Below are 17,931 nucleotides of genomic sequence, written 5' to 3'. Positions count from 1 at the left end.
TTTATTAAAATATGACTGTATTATATGCGGATTTAAATGGCTTGTTAAACGTTTTGAAGCGTGCTTGAGCATTTCTTAATAAATGCGGTCCTTCTTTGCTGAGTATCAGACTTTTTATCTAAGTCTCCTAAAATCGCCTTATGCGTTAGCTTAATTCCACAGAAGCCTAAAATAAAATGCTTCCATCTACTAATCACTCCACCATATAATCCATAAAAGAAAGCGGGCGCATGCGAGGTAACGAAGAGTGATGCCGTTTTATCGCTCAATAGCTTGACCGTTTTGCCCTTATCGTCATATCGATAACCGAATCCAGGTGTAAATACACGATCGACCCATCCCTTTAGAACAGATGGCTCAGCGGACCACCAAACTGGAAAGAAAAACGCTAAGTGATCTGCTTGCTTAATCAGTTCCTGCATTCTGTTCGGATACGATTCATCTTCCATGTGTTTACGATAACCATAACGCAATACTGGATCAAATTGATCACTTGATAAGTCAACTAAGGTAACTTTAATGCCCTGTTGCTTAGCAGTTTCATAATATTGAAGCGCATTGGCATGTGATAGTGATTTTGCATCTGGGCTCCCTTGAATTACTAATAAGTTCATTTAATTTGAACCTCCACAATTACTTAATTTATTAGCTATATTTTACAGGATTAGTTTAATTAATCAAGATACTATTACTCATATAGTAGCGTTTTTCCAGTAATTTAGTGGCTGTTTTTATTTCTGCTAATGGGCTAACTAAAAAATTAGTATGGTGAGATGTAACAACTAGTTTATAACCATTTCGCAATCCATCAATTAACGTTTTTATTAGTTCGTGAATTTCTGCTTCTCTGGATGTAATTGCTGGTATTTGCCAAGTGCTAGCTACATCGCCAATAATCAAATGCCGATCAATATTATTAACAGCAACAAAATCTCTAGGACCATAGATATCCGAAACAAATTGTAACATATATACTTGTTCGTTCATTATAACCATACCTCCCCTCTAATTATTAAATACGCAAAAAGCAGCCCTTCTGATTTTTCAAAAAGGCTGCTTTTTTAGCATTAATTAATATTTTTTCAGAGCTTCAGCAATTGAATCCTTTTCAGATTCAACTAGTGCAACTTTAGTTTCGATTGACTTGATATCCATTTTAATTTCTCGAGTTAACCCAGGAGTGTTGACCTTAGGTTCAAAGAAGTTCTTGAATTCAGTTAATCTTTGCGCAGTATGGAAAACCCGCGTTGTGACAGTGATGAAACTCGTAAATTCCATGTCGCCACCAACGGTATCTTCAAGCCATTGCCATTCATTTCTAACCCAATCCCATGCAAACTGTTGGCCCTTATTATTAGCTAACGTTCCATAGTACCAAGCTCTTAAATCTTGGGGCTTAACGGTATTACTATCCTCAAACTTGTCGACTAGTTCCTTGATCAATTCAACGCTATTGACCTTCGTGATCGCATAGGTTAAATCACTCTTGTAACTAGCATCAGAGGTTTTACGATACTCATTTAACAACTGATCAAATAGTTGCTTGCTTTCGTAATTTTCTACTTCATTAGCAAGAACTAATGCCCGAATATCAGCAGAAACACTCCCTAAATCATTGCTATTTTCAACAAATATTTTATGAGCTGCTCGAATGGAGTTTTCATTCTTACCATAAAGAGAAGCACTTAAAACCGTCGGGCGGACCAATTGATCATCGTTTGATTCATTTGCTTGTGGGAGCCAACCTAATCGATTTACTTGATCACCACTTAGCTTATTAAAGAATTTCCGCAGGTGTTTTTCTGATTCAGAATCAGGAACAACAAATTCTTTGAACTTAGTTGCTAAGCGATAGATTCCATTAACAACGACTGCAGATTGGGTATTGGCAAATTTGGATAGTACCGAAAATACAGAGGCATACTTAACTTGACTCGCTTCCGATAATAATCGTAAATCTTGTAGGATTTGCATTTGATCGATATCATCTAGATCATCAGCACTGCTTAAAACATCATTTAGTAATGCATCGTCGTACTTAACAATAAAGTGGGAATTATTGCCAACGTTCAGTCGGAATGGTTCACCAGCTTGTTCACGTAATTCTGCATAGTCACCTAAGACTAATTTCTCATCAGCAAAAATAGTTGGCACTACATCATAGTTACTATTTAATGGAATTTCCCATAGTCTTCCCTTATCAACCCCATCACCAATGAAAAATTGCTTTTGAGTCAAGGTCAATTGCCCATTAACTACCGATGCGTTAACCACTGGATAGCCAGGTTGTTCCAACCATGTCTTCATAATCTTAGCTAGATCGATTCCTGATGCTTTACCTAGCGCATTCCAAAGGTCATCACCCTTAGCATTTCCGTACTTGTGAGCAGCAAAGTAAGCCTTTAAACCGGTCCGTAAGGCATCATCACCAACTAGCGCCCGAGCCATCACTAACATCCGAGCTCCCTTGGCATAAACGATGGCTGGATCAAATAAGGCATCGATTTCAGCTGGATGACTAACTTCAACGTGAACTGATTGAACACCATCAGTTGCATCCCGTTGTAAGGCAGCTGGAACATCAGAAGTTTGGAAGCTTTCCCAAATGTTCCATTTTGGCTCGATCGCATCAATGGCTACATATTCCATCATGTTCGCAAAGCTTTCGTTCAACCAGAGATCATCCCACCATTGCATCGTTACTAAGTCACCGAACCATTGGTGAGCTAACTCATGTGCGATCACGGTTGCGACCAACTGCTTAGTGGAAAGGGCTGTATTATCTGGGTCCAATAATAAGTATGCTTCTCGATAGGTAACCAAACCCCAATTTTCCATTGCTCCAGCAGAAAAATCAGGTAATGCCAATTGCCAAGAATGAGGAAGTGGGTATGGGGTTTGATAGAAGTCTTCAAAAAATTCAATCGAACGTTTTGCAATATCAACAGCAAAGTCCAATTCCTTTGGCTGGTGAGCTTTAGTAGCAAACACCCCAATTTTAACGCCGCTCTTGGTTTCAGCATATTTACTCTGTAAGTCCCCGAAGCCGAATGCAACTAAATAGGTAGCCATCCGCACAGTTTCCTTAAAGTAATGCACACCATCTTCTTCTTTTTCTTCAGGCATGTTGCTGATCACCGTTTCACCTGGTTGTTCATCAAACTTAATCGCAATCTTAAAGGTTGCTTTAGCCTCTGGTTCATCCACACATGGGAATGCTTGACGTGCAAAGTTAGTTTCAAATTGAGTGCCGACTAATTGCTTTTTTACCCCGTCAACTTCGTAATATGAAGGGTATATTCCCATCATCGTATCAGTTAGTGGCGCAGTATATTCAATCATAATGCTATTATTACCAGTACTTGGTAATTCGAAGTTAATTAATTCAGCGTCATTATCAACGCTAAAATCAATTTCGCTACCATCAACAGTAACAGTAGCTACGTTCAAATCCTTTTGATGAACTGCAACTGCCTTTTGCTTGGCATCAGCAATTATCGTTGTCTTTCCACTAATTAACTTTTTGCCTCGATCTACATTAATGAATAGATCATAATGTTTAGGTTGTAAAATCGGGTACAGTCTTTTAAATTCACTCATTATGATTCTCCTTTAAATCGTTTTATTATTTAAGTTTCATTTATTTATTATAATATTCTAATTATACAAGTTTGTAAACAATCATTCCATTTTTATATCTTACACTAACTAATTTGATTGTTAATAATTTTTTGTAATAAATCTTCATTATTCAAAGAATACAGATGAATCCTATCAACCCCATTTTGCTTCAATTCTAAGATCTGCTGATTCGTAAACTTCAGCCCCGCCCGAGCAAATTCTGATTGATCATCAATCTTCAAAATATTGACCAAGCTTTGTGGAACCGCCACATGTGTTAATGAAATCATTTTACTAACTTGTTCACGATTCAAAACTGGCAATACCCCAACTCTAATTGGTACCGTAATGCCGATTGATTGGGCCTGTTTTATAAAGGCAAATAAACGATGGTTATCAAAGCCAATCTGTGTGACCAACTCAATGCAGCCTGCGTTGATCTTAAATTTAAGGTTTTTAATATCAGTAGTTAAATCGAAAGCTTCATAGTGGCCCTCTGGATAACAGGCTCCCCACATCTTCATTTCTGGATGAATTGCCTTGATAAAAGCAATGAGATCACTAGCATGCGGAAAGACATTTGGTGATTGCTTATTAGCAATGTCATCCCCGCGTAAAATCAACGCACGGTTAATGTTAATCTTGATCAGCTTTTCAATCATTAATCGAATGGTCGTCCGTGTTTGATAACGACCAGTAATGTGCGTAACTACTGGAATTTTAAGTTGATTTTGAATTTGATCAGCAAACGTAAACCAATTTGCAGATTGCTGATTTCCACCCGCGTTAAATGGAATAAATACAGCAGCGGGATTGATTCTTCGAAGTAATTCTAAATTACGCTGATTGATCGATGGCGATGGACTTGCCTGAATTTCCAACGTCAGATTAGATCTGGAAACGATGCTCATAATTGTTACCATCCTTAATTCAATTTATTAATCATATTTTACAACAATAAATAAAAGAAGCCCAACGAACAACCTGTGGTTGAACGCTGGGCTCCGTTTAGGATAGAGTTATCAATAAATTTAAGAAAGGAATATTCATTATAATCTATGTCTAATATTAGGAAGAATGGAATTTTAGTAATTTCTATAAAACTTAAAACATTTACTAGGTTCGATAACTATCCATTCCTATTATAAAATTAAACATTAAAATATGTCAACAATAATATTCGGTATCCCTAAAAGATAAATGTTTCGAATTAGTAATTCATCATTAATCGTGAACTCGTTTCTTTGGTGCGAAAAAATTGTTGATATAAGCATTCGATTGCACGCTGATAATCATTATTATTAACCCCGAATACGACCTTGATATCAGTATTGGTTTGAATTACCTGTTGAACCCGAACCCCATTCGACTCCAGTAAATCAATCATTTTACCGACCAATCTTGGTCGACCATAGAATTCTTCAGAAACTACCGCAATCTTTGCCATTCCAGTCTTCACTTGAATATCATCTGGTTTTACATCTAATTTAATTCGATCGATGAGTTGATTGATTCTTTGTTCATCTAGGTGTCCTGATAACACAAAGTTAATTGAATCACCTGAAAGTGAGTAAGTTGATTTCAAATTGAATGCGCTGACTAGTTTAATTAAACTAATGATCGTATTAACATTATTTGAAAGTTGATATTTTTTGACCGTTAGGATGACTTGATTTTTTTTACCAGCGATTCCAGCAATTTCAGAACCAATTTCAGCCTTTGATTTATCAGTAACTACGAACGTCCCGCCTAAATTAGGCTGATTGGTGTTCATAATTCGAATTGGGATGTGCTTGACACGAACTGGTTGAATAGCTTCCTCGTTAAATACTTTGACCCCCAAATATGACAACTCCTGTAACTCATCATACGACAGAATATCAATTTTGGCGGGATCATTAACGATCCTAGGGTCAACAGCTAAAATCCCATTCGTATCAGTCCAATTTTCATAACATTGAGCATTAACTAAGTTGGCAACGATCGCTCCAGAGGTATCACCACCACCACGTGGCAATAGTGAAATCACTCCACTTGGATCGACACCGTAAAATCCAGGGATCACACAGTGGTTCAATCCCTTGGCCAGTGCCATTAGTCGTTGCTTCGATGCATCGTAATTGACTTTGCCATCAACTAAGACCAAAAAATCAGCCGAGTCAATAAATGGCCATCCCAAGTAGCTAGCGAGTAATTTAGCAGTTAAGTATTCACCCCGTGACACTAGTTGTGCATAGGTCATTTTTTGAATATTTTTAGAAATGTTAAGCCATTCATCATGAATGGGTAAATCTAATTTTAACGCATTAACGATCGATTCAATTCGGTTCCAAACATCATCCAAAGCCGCGGAGTAATCTTGATGTGATTGAACTAGGTCATAGATCGCAATCAACTGGTCAGTTAATTTAACTGGGTTGTTAGTTCCCTTCCCAGCCGCACTGACAACGGCAATTCTTCTTTGTGGATCTTGATTTAAAATGTTGCGGACCTTTTTGAACTGATCTGCATTTGCCATGGAACTTCCACCAAACTTAGCAACAATCATTATTCAACACCTCCGGATACCCGTGCCATAAACGCTTCACTATCTGATGGTAATACCTGCTTCATAATTGAATGCATTGAATCGGCATCAATATCAATAACCTTGTGGTATTCTCCATCATCTTTAACTTGCCAGTCACTAGTTAACTGTTTAAATTCATCGGATGTGGTTCTTACAATGTAAGTGCCCCGTTCTGAATCATTCTTCAATTGGAGTGACTTCTCAAATGTTCTTTCTAAGTGTTTCACTTGGCCGTTAATATCTAGAATATCTTGAACCACTGCATGCCCCGTTGGCATCATCCCAGCTCCCTGACCAATGAAGCCAAGGTCACCGATCGATTCACCATGGAAACTAGCGTAATTGAAGTTATCATTGATACTAGCCTCTACATTCCCCTGTTTGTACAATACAGGTTCGATCACGTAGCTAAAGCTATCGTTTGCTAACTTACTACGGCCGATCAACTTAACGACTAGCCCTAATTTTTTAAAGTATTCAATATCTTGCGCCTTGATTGTCCGAATCCCAAACTTAGGAAGGTTATCATCGGGATGCACTAAGATGTCATAGGCAACATCCACACTAATACAAAGCTTGTTTTCAATATCATATCCATCAATATCGGCACTTGGATCAGCTTCGGCATAGCCGAGGTCTTGGGCTTGCTTTAAAACAGATTCAAATGATGCTCCAGTCTTAGTCATTTGATCTAAGATAAAGTTACTAGTACCGTTAAAAATCCCATGTACAGAATCAACTGGATCAATTCTTAAGGCCCGTTCTAGGTTAACGATCCAAGGAATCCCACCACCGACACTGGCTTCAAAACGAAATTGCACGCCATTGTCCCTTGCAACTTGCTTGAACTCTTCCATATATCTAGCTACCACCGCTTTATTTGCAGTCACAACGTTTTTATGGTGTTTTAACGCCTGTTCGATCATCGTATGGGCTGGTTCAATTCCACCTAATACTTCTACCACTGTTTCGACACTGTCATCGTTTAAAATTACATTATAATCAGAAACTAATTTGGCACCTTGGTTAACTTTATCTGCTCGAACGAAGATATGGGAAACATGGAGATCTGCTGTCATCGACATGGGATTGGCACCTTCAATAATTTTATTGATTCCTGTTCCAACGGTTCCTAATCCTAAAATCGCAATATTCATAAAACACAGCCTCCTAAATTATGTAATTGTGTATATTTTTCATAAACACTTGTTTTTTATTTAAAAACATATTATCATGGTTATAAATCAAATGCAAGTATATGGAGGAATAAAAGTTATGGCAGATCAATACATAAGTACACGAAATGGTGATATCAGAATCAATGCAAAGGAAGCGATCATCAAGGGTTTTTCCGATGATAAGGGGTTGTTCGTACTCCCTGACTTGGCTGATAAAAAAATCGATTTAGCTTCATTAATCAAAAAGGATTACCAAGGAATGGCAGCGGAAGTGCTTAAAGTGTTACTCCCCGACTTTACTAATGAAGAAATCGAAAAATGTTTGCACAACGCTTACGATCATTCTTTCAGTACTCCTTTGATCACACCAGTCAAAGATGTTGACGACTTTCATGTTTTAGAGTTGTTCCACGGTCCCACTAGCGCATTCAAAGACGTTGGTTTACAACTATTGCCAGAATTAATGCGGACGGCCCTTACTCCCGAACAACGGGTCATGATCCTGGCAGCAACTAGTGGTGACACTGGAACTGCCGCACTAGCCGGGTTCAAGGATACCGATCAAATGGGCATTAGCGTATTCTTCCCTGATGGCGGGGTTAGCCCGATTCAAAAGCAACAAATGTTAACCACTAAGGGGAATAATACCAATGTGGCTGCCATTAATGGTAATTTTGATGATGCCCAAACTAACGTGAAAAAGATTTTCAACGATGAACAACTTAAGGCTAAATTAGGTTCACACATCAGCCTTTCTAGCGCTAATTCAATTAATATCGGCCGCTTGATTCCTCAAATCGTTTACTACTTTAATGCGTATAAACAATTGGTTGCAAACGGAAGTGTTGAATTTGGCAAGCCAATTAGTTTCACCGTTCCGACTGGAAACTTTGGGGATGTGCTTGCTGGATATTACGCCAAACTACTGGGTCTCCCAGTCAAGAAACTAGTGGTAGCATGTAACTCGAACAAAGTGTTAGCTGACTTCTTTGAAAACGGGGTCTATGACCGTAACCGCCCATTCTTTAAGACGGTTGCCCCAAGTATGGATATTCAAATCTCTAGCAACTTTGAAAGATTGCTCTTCTACAAGAGCGGTGAAAACTCAAAGGCAATCAAAAAATTAATGGATGAACTAGAAACGACCGGAAAGTATCAGGTCAGCAAGGAAATGCTAGCTTCCATCCAAGCCGATTTTGAATGTGGTTATAGTGATGATGCCCAAATCGAAAAATCGATCAAGGATGTTTTTGAACAATACCACTATTTGATGGATCCACACACTGCATCTGGATACTCTGTAATGAGAAACGCCCAGGCTAAGGATAAGGATACCCCAATGGTCTTACTAAGTACTGCTAGCCCTTATAAATTCGTTGATGCGGTCGCAGATGCAATTATTGGCCACCACGAAGAAGATGCGATTAAGACCACTCGTGCCATCTATGATTTTACTCACGTAGTAGTTCCAGAAAACTTAGCAAAAGTTTGGTCACTACCCGAAGATAAGGCCCCAGTGATCGATCCTAGCCAAATGGCAGAATTTGTTTACAACCGTTCAATGGAGGTGTTTCAAAATGATTAAAATTTCAGTTCCAGCCACCAGTGCTAACTTAGCCGTGGGATTTGATTGCATTGGAATTGCGGTTACGATGCATTCTAGTTTTGCGTTTAGCGCAAATGATTCCAGTCATCTTATGATCACTGGGTGCCCCACCGCATTTCAAAATGAAGATAATTTAGTCTACCGAGCATTTAAAGCTGTTTGTGAATATTTAGACCAACCCGTTCCAGACATTCAAATTGCAATTCAAAGTGAAGTTCCTGTTTCAAGGGGTCTCGGTAGTTCTGCAGTATGTATCGTTGGTGGACTAGCAGGTGCCAACCAATGGTTTGACAACCCGCTCACTAATGAGCAACTTTTAGAAATTGCTACTGAAATGGAAGGACACCCAGATAATGTTGCACCAGCAATCTATGGTGGACTTTGCATGGCATTTGTTGATTCTAACTCCCAAGTTCAAGTTGTAAGATATCCCGTTAGTGATAAATTTAATTTCACTGCCATCATTCCCAACTTTAAAATTAGCACAGCCGATGCTAGAAACGTATTGCCAAAGCAGATGAGTTATGCTGACGTTACCCATCAAGTTAGCCATAGCTTATTGATGACCCATGCAATTGGGACTGGTGATCTTAATCAACTGCGTGAAGCCATGGATGATCGAATGCATGAACCATTTCGTAAAAAGTTAATTCCACACTTTGCTGATGTTGAGTCCATCTGCAAAGACCAAAATGCAGTATTATACGTTAGTGGTAGTGGCTCAACGATGATGGCGATTACCGATGACTATAAAAAGCAGCGCCATTTAATTTCTGAAATCAGTGAGGACTTTCCAGAATGGACCGCTAAAGCAGTTCAAGTTGATAATCATGGTGTAATGAGCGAGGTGTTCCAAAATCGATAAGTATTACGTTATTGATCAATCATTACTCCCAGAAACGTTTGGGAAGGTAATTAAAGCACGGCATTTATTGGATATTGGCAAGGTAAAAAAAATTAGTGAAGCTGTCAAAGAAGTCGGCATTAGCCGCGGCAGCTATTATAAGTATAAGGATCTAGTATATGAAGCTAATAACTCCTCTTGGGATCGAAAAGCCTTAATTTCCTTCATGTTAGATAACCAAAGCGGCCTGTTATCTAAGGTTTTAGCAACTATTTCTAAAAGTGAAGCTAGTATTCTTACAATTAACCAAAACATTCCAATCCACAATGTCGCCAGCGTCGTTATTTCGTTAGATTTAACACACATGCACCATACGATCGATGAATTACTATTCAATATTAAAAAAATCGATGGTACCAGTAAAGTGAATCTATTATCAATTGAATAGTTACAAAAAATAGGGAATTGGCATCCATGCCAACTCCCTATTTTAATAAATAATTACTGTAAAAAATCATTACCGACAAATACGTAAGCGCCAAAACTGAAATTAAATAAAACAACTCTTCAGCAGGACCACCAGTTTGATAAAAATACCATTTCGAGCGACGACTTCCAGATCTCCGATACTTTTTATAAGAGTCCTTAATCGTCATTGGATAAAACCAATGAACGCCCTGTTTTGAAAAGCTATCTTCTATTAAATGAAGGATATATCCAGCAAAAACGGCCCAATAGAAAACCCGTTGAAAATTAATGGCCGCAAAATTAGCTTCCATTAGTTTAAAAACTGGCAAATAATGAGCAGCCGCCCCCATCAATATCACTGCCCAAATACTATGAGTCCAAGTTCGATGCTTTTGAATTGCAAATATGAATCCAAATACCCCAAAAAAACGATTTATTCTGGTGTTCTTTACATCAATGTCAGGCATTTGAGCGCCAATCCAGACCCCCAAGACACTAATTATTTCAACTGAAATCGGTTGATTAGTAAAATATAACCCACCAATTACTAGTGCCTCTGAAGCGGCGATATGCGTTCTACGCAGTGCCATCGCTTTTTCATCTCTTCCTAGTCCTCAGAATATAGCGCCTCTACTAGTTCTGGTTCCATTTTTTCAGGTTTAGTAATTGGTGCATAACGCTTAATCAACTTTCCATCACGACCAATCAAGAACTTGGTGTAGTTCCACTTGATCCGACCATGACCGGACTCTTCCTTAAGGTAAGCAAACAAATCGTTTTGATCGCTACCGTTAACTTGAACAGTCTTGGTCATTGGGAACGTCACACCATAGTGCATTTGGCAATATTCATTAATTTCTTTATCATCGGAAAGTTCTTGTTTAAATTGGTTAGAGGGAAATCCTAAAATCTCAAGGCCATCTTGATGGTATTTTTTATATAGGGATTCCAAATCTTCAAGTTGACCAGCTAATCCACATTTACTTGCCGTATTAACAATGATCATCACTTTACCCTTGTATTTGCTGAGTGGCAATTCTTGGCCACTCATTTCAACTTCAGTAAAATCATAAATTGAACTCATCAAATAACACCCTTTCATTTTTAATAATAATTAATATTATTACATAATAATATTTTGAATGCTATTCAATTGTATCAAATTTTACACAAAAATAAGAAGCCTCTCAAATTTGAGAAGGCTTCTTATTTTTAGATATTATTGATTATCAGCTTGTGCTTGAGCAGCTTGGCCTAAGATGTTCAAGTAGTTAAACGGACGGTCAAAGTTTGGTTGGAAAAGCATATCAACCATTGCCAATTCATCAATGGTATTCTTATTTTGAATACATACTGATAAAGTATTAGCAGATTGTGAAATATCGTACTTACTCATTAAAGCACCACCAAGGATCCGACGTGTTTCTGGGTCGTAAACTAGTGACATCAATACTGGCGTAGTCGATGGCATAAATTCTGGCCGATAGTTATCTTCGATCACAACTTCACGCGCCTTAATTCCTTGCCGTTCCGCATTGGCCATGGTTAACCCAGTTGAAACGATGGCTTCACCGTATAATTCCAAACCTGATGAGGATTGAGTCCCCATGTACTTAGTAGTTGGCTTTTCGATGTTTTTACCAACTAAAATCCCTTGACGAACTGCATTGGTAGCCAATGGAATGTAAGCATCAGTCCCGGTTGGGTTGTAATGAACAGCAACGCTATCACCAGCACCAAAGATGTCTGGGTTAGATGTTTGCATGTAGTCATTAGTCTTGATAGCACCGTTTGGTAACATATCAACCTTACCCTTTAATAATTCAGTGTTTGGTCTGAACCCAACACAAAGGATTGCAATATCAGTCTTAATTTCAGATTTATCAGTAGTAATCGTTAATTCATCATCTCCAGCAAACTTAGAAACTCGTTGCCCTAATAATAAATTAACCCCGTGTTCTTTATAGCTAGCTTCAATTTTATCAGTAAATTTCTTGTCGAAGTATTTTGACATAACCCGATCATTCGTATCGATCAAGTTTACTTCATGACCGTGATTGGAGTATGCTTCAGCTAATTCAGCACCAATGTATCCACTACCAACGATGGTAATGCGCTTGTTGTCCTTTGCCTTTTCAAATAAGACTTGGGCATCGTGCCAGTTCTTACAGAAGTAAACGTTTTTGTTATCAACACCTTCGATTGGTGGTAATACAGGACGTGAACCAGTTGTAACAACTAACTTATCGTAGCTATCACTAGCAACTGCCTTAGATTCTAAATCTTCAACTTCAACCGTCTTAGCATCAGTATCAACTGACTTAACATCGTGTAGCATCTTAACATCTGCACCTAAATCAGCTAATTCCTTAGGATTAGAGTAGAAGAGCCCTTGTGGATCAGCAACCTTGCCATCAAGATAAAGTGCAATTCCACAAGAAAGGAATGAGATATTGTCATTTCTTTCGTACACCGTAACTTGTGCATCTGGATGTTCCTTTAAAATTTGTTTTACAGCAAAAGTCCCTGCGTGCGTACAACCTATAACAATAACTTTCATAATTAAAACTCCTTTAACATAAACAACTAACGTGTTTTTGTCTTTAAAATAATTTATAACCTAATCATAATATCTTGTGAATTAGAACACAAGAAAAAAGAATTAAGCTTAAGATGAAATTAATAAAAAAAATCGTACCATAAATAATGGCTGAAGAGACCCCCGTATGTTGGACAGAAAATGTTCAGCATACGGGGGTCTTTATTTTGGCAAAATATAATTATGAATTTAGATTGAAAGTTGTTTTAGAATACCTTTCTGGAGTTGGATCAACTACGTTGAACCATAAATATGGCATTAAGGGTGTTGCAACAATCTACTCATGGGTAAAGACGTATAAAAAATTTGGTAAAACAGCGCTTATTGCAAAACATTATAATCAAGAATATTCTTATATGTATAAATTAAAAGTGCTGAAATGGATGCACCTCTACCACAAGTCGTATCCAGAAACAGCACTTCATTTTAATATTGCATCTCCGTCGAGCATCTTTACATGGCAACGGAGATTAGAGAATGGAAGCCTATATTTAATTAATAAACGTAAGTCCCATCAAAAGAATGTTCTCACAAATAGCGCTGTAAAGCAAATTAAACTGTTAAAAAAGCAAAATTTAGCTTTATCGATTAAACTAGCCTATGAAAAATTACTAAGCACTAATAATCAATACGAAAGTATTGATTTATTAGTGAAAAAATTTAGTGATGTTGCAACTTCTAGAATATTATCATTAATTTCATTCCCTAAAAGTAGTTATTATCATCATAGAAAAGCTTCGCTTTCTAAAATAAATGATGAGTTTGATACTGAGGTGAAAAAGGCTGTTAAGGATCATCCTGCTTATGGTTATAGAAGAATAACAGCATTATTTAACAATAATGGATACCATGTTAATCACAAAAGAGTCCAAAGAATTATGCAAAAATATAGTTTACAGTGCCAACTATTTGGAAAAAGAAAGCGTAAATATAACTCTTACCATGGACAAGTAGGACATGTTGCTGATAATGTTTTAAATGGTGATTTTTCATCTAATAGTTTTGGAGAGAAGATAACAACAGATGTAAGTGAATTCAGATATGGAAATGAAGATATAAACCATCGGGTTTATTTTTCACCAGTGATGGATTTATATTCTGATAAAATCATTTCATATGGAATTAGCAGCCATCCAACAGTTGAACTAACGTTAAAGCCGTTGAACCAGGCATTAAAAAGCATCCAAAACACTGTTAAGCATCCAATTGTGCATAGTGATCAAGGAATTCAATACCAAAGTCATAGTTGGATTCAGACATTAAACAAATATGAAGCTATTCAGTCCATGTCCCGTAAGGGGACATGTTTAGATAATGCTCAAATGGAATCATTTTTCCATATCATGAAAATTGAAATGATGAACAAGCATTATGATACCAAAAAATCCTTAATCAATGCGATGAAAACATGGATTAAGGATTACAATAACAATAGATTAAAAGAAAAACTAGGATACCAATCACCAAATCAATATTTGGGATTGATATCCTAGCAAAAAGTATTAGTCCAACCTATAGGGGTCAGATCAGGCACGATTTTTAATCGTTATAGTTTTACTTTAAATCTTCGATTGCTTGTTGAGCAGCCACGTTAATGATATTCCATGGACGGTCAAAACCAGGTTGGAAGAAGAAGTCAGCATAGGCTAAATCTTCAACCTTTAATTTAGCTTGAATTGCTAGTGAAATTGTATTGATGTTTTGAGTGGAATCTTGGGTCGACATTACTTGCGCTCCTAAGATCACGTGACTTGTTGGATCGTAAGTCAATTTAAAGATTACCTCTGCATTCCCAGCATCATCGGGAACAAATGGTGGTCTAAAGGTATCTTTAACCACTGTTGATTGGGTCTTAACACCAAAGCGCGCTTCAGTTCCTTCCTTAATTCCAGTAGAAGCAAACTTGTAATCAAATACACTCAGCGCACTGGAGCCAGAAACTGGCACCAGTGCGTGCTTACGACCTAAAGCATTAATCGCAGCATTCCGCCCTTGACGTCTAGCAGTAGTGGCAAGTGCAATCCGTGATTTTCCATCAGTAGCAGCAAATGGAACTAAGGTCGCATCCCCAACGGCGTAGATATCATCATTACTAGTTTGGCAGAATTCATTAGTCTTAATCAAACCATGATCATCTAGATCGACAACGCCATCTAACCATTCAGTGTTGGCATGGATTCCAGCAGCTTCAACTACTAGGTCAGCTGGAATTTCAACCCCTTTTTCAGTAACCGCAGTGGTAACCTTACCATTTTCACCCTTATATTCGGCAACTCCTTGACCACCATAGAAGTCAACGCCATGATCCTTCATCGTAGTAGTCAAAGTGTCAGTGAATTCCTTATCGAGATAGACCCCTAATAAGCGTTCGTTATGTTCAACAATGGAAACCTTCATTCCAGCCTTAGCAAATACTTCAGCAGCTTCGATTCCAATGTATCCAGAACCAATTACGACAACATTTTTAACTGATGGGTCAACGGTTTTTTCCTTGAGTTTAATTGCCCAATCACGGCCACGCATCTTATATACGTTTTCTAAATCTTCACCCTTAACGTGCAGGTTAGCTGGTACAGCACCCGGACTCATGATTAATTTATCATAGCTTTCATCACGTTCTGAACCGTCGTTATGGTTAACGACGTGAACAGTATGCTTGGCAGGATCAACAGCGGTAATTTCTTGTTTTACAAAAACATCAACGCCTTCCTTACGCATTTCATCAGGCTTTGCATAGCTAACGTCATTGACGTGTTTAACCGTTCCTTCAAGGTAGAGTTGCATTCCACATGATAAGAACGAAATAAAGTCACCCTTTTCATACCATTGAATTTCAGTATCTGGAGCATCTAATAAAATTTGACGAACGGCTTCATAACCACCGTGAGAAGAACCTAATACAATAACTTTCATTATTAATATCCTGCCTTTCAAATATAAAATACCATAATAACGTTTTTTATTTTATAATAATTATTAACTAATATCAATTATATCAATTTCAGTTAATTTTACAAGTAAATTATAACAATAAAATATTAGGTCGTAAACGATACATTAATCAGATTGCAAAATTTTACACAAATTAAATCGGTTCACAATAAATCATCAATATTATATAATGGCAATAATAATATTTAAGGATGTGATTGTTTTGCCACTTATGCGAATTGATGTAATTAAGGGTCACGATGAAAAATATTTAAAGGATTTATTAGAGGTATCATACCAAGTAATGTTAAATACCTTTGGAATTCCAAATGGTGATCGTTATCAAGTATTAACCCAACACGAACCATTTGAAATGAACATTCTAGACTCAGGATTAGGAATCGAAAGAAGTAAGGACGTAGTCGTTTTTCAAATTACCACCCGCTCGAGAAACGTTTCTCAAAAAAGAGCCTATTACGATCAACTAGCCAAGGAATTACAAGCTAAAATTGGCCTTGATCCTAAAAATCTGCTAGTTAGTTTATCAACTAACGGTGATGCAGACTGGAGCTTCGGATACGGTAAGGCGCAGTTTGTTGATGGCCCACTACATTAATAAAAAAACTAGCTGTGTGAAGTAAATTCCAATTGGGAATTATTCATACGGCTAGTTTTTTTTTACAATTAATTTCAGATCAAAAATAAAATAGCTTACGATCATTTAATGATTGTAAAGAACGATTATTAGCGTTAAAAATGGCCTGATAGCGAGACAGTTGTTCGCTACTAATCGTAATTTGTGAGTTACTTATAACGATCCATTCGACACCTTCTGTTAATGGTGGGGTCGTTAGTGAACCGAGGTAATGAAAGCCATGTTTGGCATTAAAATTAAGCCAATCGGTAATATCAATTTGCACATCTTGATGCTGCCCACGTTGAAATTTATTCAAAATTTGTTCAAATTGGGGATCAGCGGATCCAAGCGTAACCATTAGGGCAATTACCAGTAACTGACCAATTGCATTTTGGTGTACCAGATGAATTTCGAACGGAAATTGAGCATTATCAATTGTATGTTCGGATGGTGAATGGAAGTGAACTTGTTGAAAGCTAAAGTCACGATTAATGATCTTGGCGCTTCCGTTGCCAGTTAGTCTAATCGTAGTTTCATCATCAATTAAACGATTCAAAATATAATCGGACTCGATTAAATAGCTGAATGACTGTAAATCAACATTGGCATCGCTTCTGTTAAGGGCAACTGGCGATTGTTGGGTGCCAAAGTTATTTTTCCACATGGATTGATTATTATAATCTAACAATTTTTTCCCTCTTTTTAATTGATTTTAATTCCAAAATATCTAATAATAGTGAATAACAGTACAAATGTATGATTTTTATCCACTTTTCTGAAATAGATACTATTAATTAGTACCAGATATGTGTTAGTATCATATTATATTTTATCATAAATTCTTCGCTTAAATTATAGAAGGTGAAAAAATGAACAAAAAAGACATTCGGGTCCAAAAGACTTACAAAGCACTAATTGAATCATTACTTGAACTACAAAAAAGTCAATCATTTGAGGATATCTCAATTAATGATTTATGTAAAAAATCAAATATTGGAAGAGCTACATTTTATCGACATTTTAAAAATAAGGATGACTTTTATCGATTTGCATCTAAGGAATGGGTTAATACTTACTTTCGGACTGCGTTTGATAATTTAGATTTTTTCGTCCAACAAAGAGTCGAATTAATTACCAAAATTGTTCGTCCGATGTTTATTTTTATTAAGGATAACAAGGAAGCCCTTGATGCGGAGAATGGCTTTAACTTATCTAATATTTTTTACGAAACTTTTCAATCTAAAATCAAAATGATCATTGATGGCTATTGTGAAATGCATGGTGTCACATTCAATGGTAATTCTGAACTACTTTCTGCTGAAATTGCTGGTTCCGTTGTTTATGCCGGAACTTGGTATAAGGATAATCTGGATGTTGACTTAGATGCGACCGTTGAAGATGTTGTACACCCATTAGATCGGATCCTCAATATTTATTTCCCTGCTTAAAACAGGAATGAAACATAGGAGTTAATTTTT

The 17,931-nt window shown here is 37.1% G+C and carries 17 protein-coding genes; 6 read left to right on the top strand and 11 right to left on the bottom strand.

The genetic code is table 11. The annotated features are described in order from the left end of the window. Positions 1-44: 44 nt before the first annotated feature. From ACSVI6_RS08345 to ACSVI6_RS08320, 6 genes are all read right to left on the bottom strand, one after another. Complete coding sequence (locus ACSVI6_RS08345) at positions 45-614, bottom strand: NAD(P)H-dependent oxidoreductase (RefSeq protein WP_491717664.1); 570 nt, start codon at positions 612-614, stop codon at positions 45-47. A gap of 55 nt (positions 615-669) precedes the next feature. Then, positions 670-987, bottom strand: coding sequence for a hypothetical protein (locus tag ACSVI6_RS08340; protein WP_491717663.1), 318 nt, complete (start codon positions 985-987; stop codon positions 670-672). Positions 988-1,071: 84 nt separating this feature from the next. Next, positions 1,072-3,600: a M1 family metallopeptidase gene (locus ACSVI6_RS08335; RefSeq protein WP_491717662.1), complete on the bottom strand. Its 2,529-nt coding sequence runs from the start codon at positions 3,598-3,600 to the stop codon at positions 1,072-1,074. Between the two features lie 104 nt (positions 3,601-3,704). Continuing rightward, complete coding sequence (locus ACSVI6_RS08330; protein ID WP_491721107.1) at positions 3,705-4,532, bottom strand: methylenetetrahydrofolate reductase; 828 nt, start codon at positions 4,530-4,532, stop codon at positions 3,705-3,707. A 299-nt stretch (positions 4,533-4,831) separates the two neighbouring features. Next, positions 4,832-6,169, bottom strand: a complete 1,338-nt coding sequence (locus tag ACSVI6_RS08325; protein WP_491721106.1) for an aspartate kinase — start codon at positions 6,167-6,169, stop codon at positions 4,832-4,834. Then, positions 6,169-7,347, bottom strand: a complete 1,179-nt coding sequence (locus ACSVI6_RS08320) for a homoserine dehydrogenase (protein WP_491717659.1) — start codon at positions 7,345-7,347, stop codon at positions 6,169-6,171. The genes ACSVI6_RS08325 and ACSVI6_RS08320 overlap by 1 nt, the downstream gene beginning before the upstream one ends. Before the next feature lie 118 nt (positions 7,348-7,465). Here ACSVI6_RS08320 and thrC point away from each other — a divergent pair, with 118 nt between their 5' ends. Genes thrC through ACSVI6_RS08305 form a run of 3 tightly spaced genes read left to right on the top strand, consistent with a single transcriptional unit; the run spans position 7,466 to position 10,266 of the window. Further along, positions 7,466-8,953: a threonine synthase gene (thrC, locus tag ACSVI6_RS08315; RefSeq protein ID WP_491721105.1), complete on the top strand. Its 1,488-nt coding sequence runs from the start codon at positions 7,466-7,468 to the stop codon at positions 8,951-8,953. Beyond that, positions 8,946-9,839, top strand: a complete 894-nt coding sequence (thrB, locus tag ACSVI6_RS08310; protein WP_491717657.1) for a homoserine kinase — start codon at positions 8,946-8,948, stop codon at positions 9,837-9,839. Before thrC ends, thrB begins: the two co-directional genes overlap by 8 nt. Beyond that, positions 9,832-10,266, top strand: a complete 435-nt coding sequence (locus tag ACSVI6_RS08305; RefSeq protein ID WP_491717679.1) for an ACT domain-containing protein — start codon at positions 9,832-9,834, stop codon at positions 10,264-10,266. The genes thrB and ACSVI6_RS08305 overlap by 8 nt, the downstream gene beginning before the upstream one ends. Positions 10,267-10,303: 37 nt before the next feature. Here ACSVI6_RS08305 and ACSVI6_RS08300 read toward each other — a convergent pair whose 3' ends face one another. The 3 genes from ACSVI6_RS08300 to ACSVI6_RS08290 form a co-directional block, all read right to left on the bottom strand. Beyond that, positions 10,304-10,876, bottom strand: a complete 573-nt coding sequence (locus ACSVI6_RS08300; protein ID WP_491717656.1) for a metal-dependent hydrolase — start codon at positions 10,874-10,876, stop codon at positions 10,304-10,306. Between the two features lie 17 nt (positions 10,877-10,893). After that, positions 10,894-11,370 (bottom strand): glutathione peroxidase, encoded by a 477-nt coding sequence (locus ACSVI6_RS08295; protein WP_491717654.1) that lies wholly within the window; start codon positions 11,368-11,370, stop codon positions 10,894-10,896. 135 nt (positions 11,371-11,505) lie between these two features. After that, the gene (locus ACSVI6_RS08290) at positions 11,506-12,846 is read right to left on the bottom strand and encodes an FAD-dependent oxidoreductase (protein WP_491717653.1); all 1,341 of its coding nucleotides are present in this window, start codon (positions 12,844-12,846) and stop codon (positions 11,506-11,508) included. Positions 12,847-13,052: 206 nt separating this feature from the next. Between ACSVI6_RS08290 and ACSVI6_RS08285 the strand changes: the two genes are divergently transcribed. Further along, positions 13,053-14,378 (top strand): IS3 family transposase, encoded by a 1,326-nt coding sequence (locus ACSVI6_RS08285; protein ID WP_491721104.1) that lies wholly within the window; start codon positions 13,053-13,055, stop codon positions 14,376-14,378. 61 nt (positions 14,379-14,439) lie between these two features. On the opposite strand, the gene ACSVI6_RS08280 is transcribed toward ACSVI6_RS08285, so the two are convergent. Next, complete coding sequence (locus ACSVI6_RS08280; RefSeq protein ID WP_491721103.1) at positions 14,440-15,798, bottom strand: FAD-dependent oxidoreductase; 1,359 nt, start codon at positions 15,796-15,798, stop codon at positions 14,440-14,442. A 250-nt stretch (positions 15,799-16,048) separates the two neighbouring features. Between ACSVI6_RS08280 and ACSVI6_RS08275 the strand changes: the two genes are divergently transcribed. Continuing rightward, positions 16,049-16,432: a tautomerase family protein gene (locus tag ACSVI6_RS08275; RefSeq protein WP_491719417.1), complete on the top strand. Its 384-nt coding sequence runs from the start codon at positions 16,049-16,051 to the stop codon at positions 16,430-16,432. A 79-nt stretch (positions 16,433-16,511) separates the two neighbouring features. Here the strand turns inward: ACSVI6_RS08275 and ACSVI6_RS08270 are convergent, their stop codons facing one another. Further along, positions 16,512-17,141, bottom strand: coding sequence for a carbonic anhydrase family protein (locus tag ACSVI6_RS08270; RefSeq protein WP_491721102.1), 630 nt, complete (start codon positions 17,139-17,141; stop codon positions 16,512-16,514). Between the two features lie 181 nt (positions 17,142-17,322). Here ACSVI6_RS08270 and ACSVI6_RS08265 point away from each other — a divergent pair, with 181 nt between their 5' ends. Beyond that, entirely contained in the window at positions 17,323-17,901 is a 579-nt protein-coding gene (locus tag ACSVI6_RS08265) for a TetR/AcrR family transcriptional regulator (RefSeq protein ID WP_491717649.1), read from the top strand. Positions 17,902-17,931: the final 30 nt, after the last annotated feature.

Source organism: Nicoliella sp. ESL1106 (assembly GCF_058509965.1).
Note: the sequence above shows the minus strand (reverse complement) of the source record. Positions and strands in the feature narration are given on the sequence as shown.

What these genes read in the sequence shown, in the direction of transcription:
- ACSVI6_RS08345 (WP_491717664.1), bottom strand. Translation starts at nt 614, where the DNA reads ATGAACTTATTAGTAATTCAAGGGAGCCCAGATGCAAAATCACTATCA.
- ACSVI6_RS08340 (WP_491717663.1), bottom strand. Translation starts at nt 987, where the DNA reads ATGAACGAACAAGTATATATGTTACAATTTGTTTCGGATATCTATGGT.
- ACSVI6_RS08335 (WP_491717662.1), bottom strand. Translation starts at nt 3,600, where the DNA reads ATGAGTGAATTTAAAAGACTGTACCCGATTTTACAACCTAAACATTAT.
- ACSVI6_RS08330 (WP_491721107.1), bottom strand. Translation starts at nt 4,532, where the DNA reads ATGAGCATCGTTTCCAGATCTAATCTGACGTTGGAAATTCAGGCAAGT.
- ACSVI6_RS08325 (WP_491721106.1), bottom strand. Translation starts at nt 6,169, where the DNA reads ATGATTGTTGCTAAGTTTGGTGGAAGTTCCATGGCAAATGCAGATCAG.
- ACSVI6_RS08320 (WP_491717659.1), bottom strand. Translation starts at nt 7,347, where the DNA reads ATGAATATTGCGATTTTAGGATTAGGAACCGTTGGAACAGGAATCAAT.
- thrC (WP_491721105.1), top strand. Translation starts at nt 7,466, where the DNA reads ATGGCAGATCAATACATAAGTACACGAAATGGTGATATCAGAATCAAT.
- thrB (WP_491717657.1), top strand. Translation starts at nt 8,946, where the DNA reads ATGATTAAAATTTCAGTTCCAGCCACCAGTGCTAACTTAGCCGTGGGA.
- ACSVI6_RS08300 (WP_491717656.1), bottom strand. Translation starts at nt 10,876, where the DNA reads ATGGCACTGCGTAGAACGCATATCGCCGCTTCAGAGGCACTAGTAATT.
- ACSVI6_RS08295 (WP_491717654.1), bottom strand. Translation starts at nt 11,370, where the DNA reads ATGAGTTCAATTTATGATTTTACTGAAGTTGAAATGAGTGGCCAAGAA.
- ACSVI6_RS08290 (WP_491717653.1), bottom strand. Translation starts at nt 12,846, where the DNA reads ATGAAAGTTATTGTTATAGGTTGTACGCACGCAGGGACTTTTGCTGTA.
- ACSVI6_RS08280 (WP_491721103.1), bottom strand. Translation starts at nt 15,798, where the DNA reads ATGAAAGTTATTGTATTAGGTTCTTCTCACGGTGGTTATGAAGCCGTT.
- ACSVI6_RS08275 (WP_491719417.1), top strand. Translation starts at nt 16,049, where the DNA reads ATGCGAATTGATGTAATTAAGGGTCACGATGAAAAATATTTAAAGGAT.
- ACSVI6_RS08265 (WP_491717649.1), top strand. Translation starts at nt 17,323, where the DNA reads ATGAACAAAAAAGACATTCGGGTCCAAAAGACTTACAAAGCACTAATT.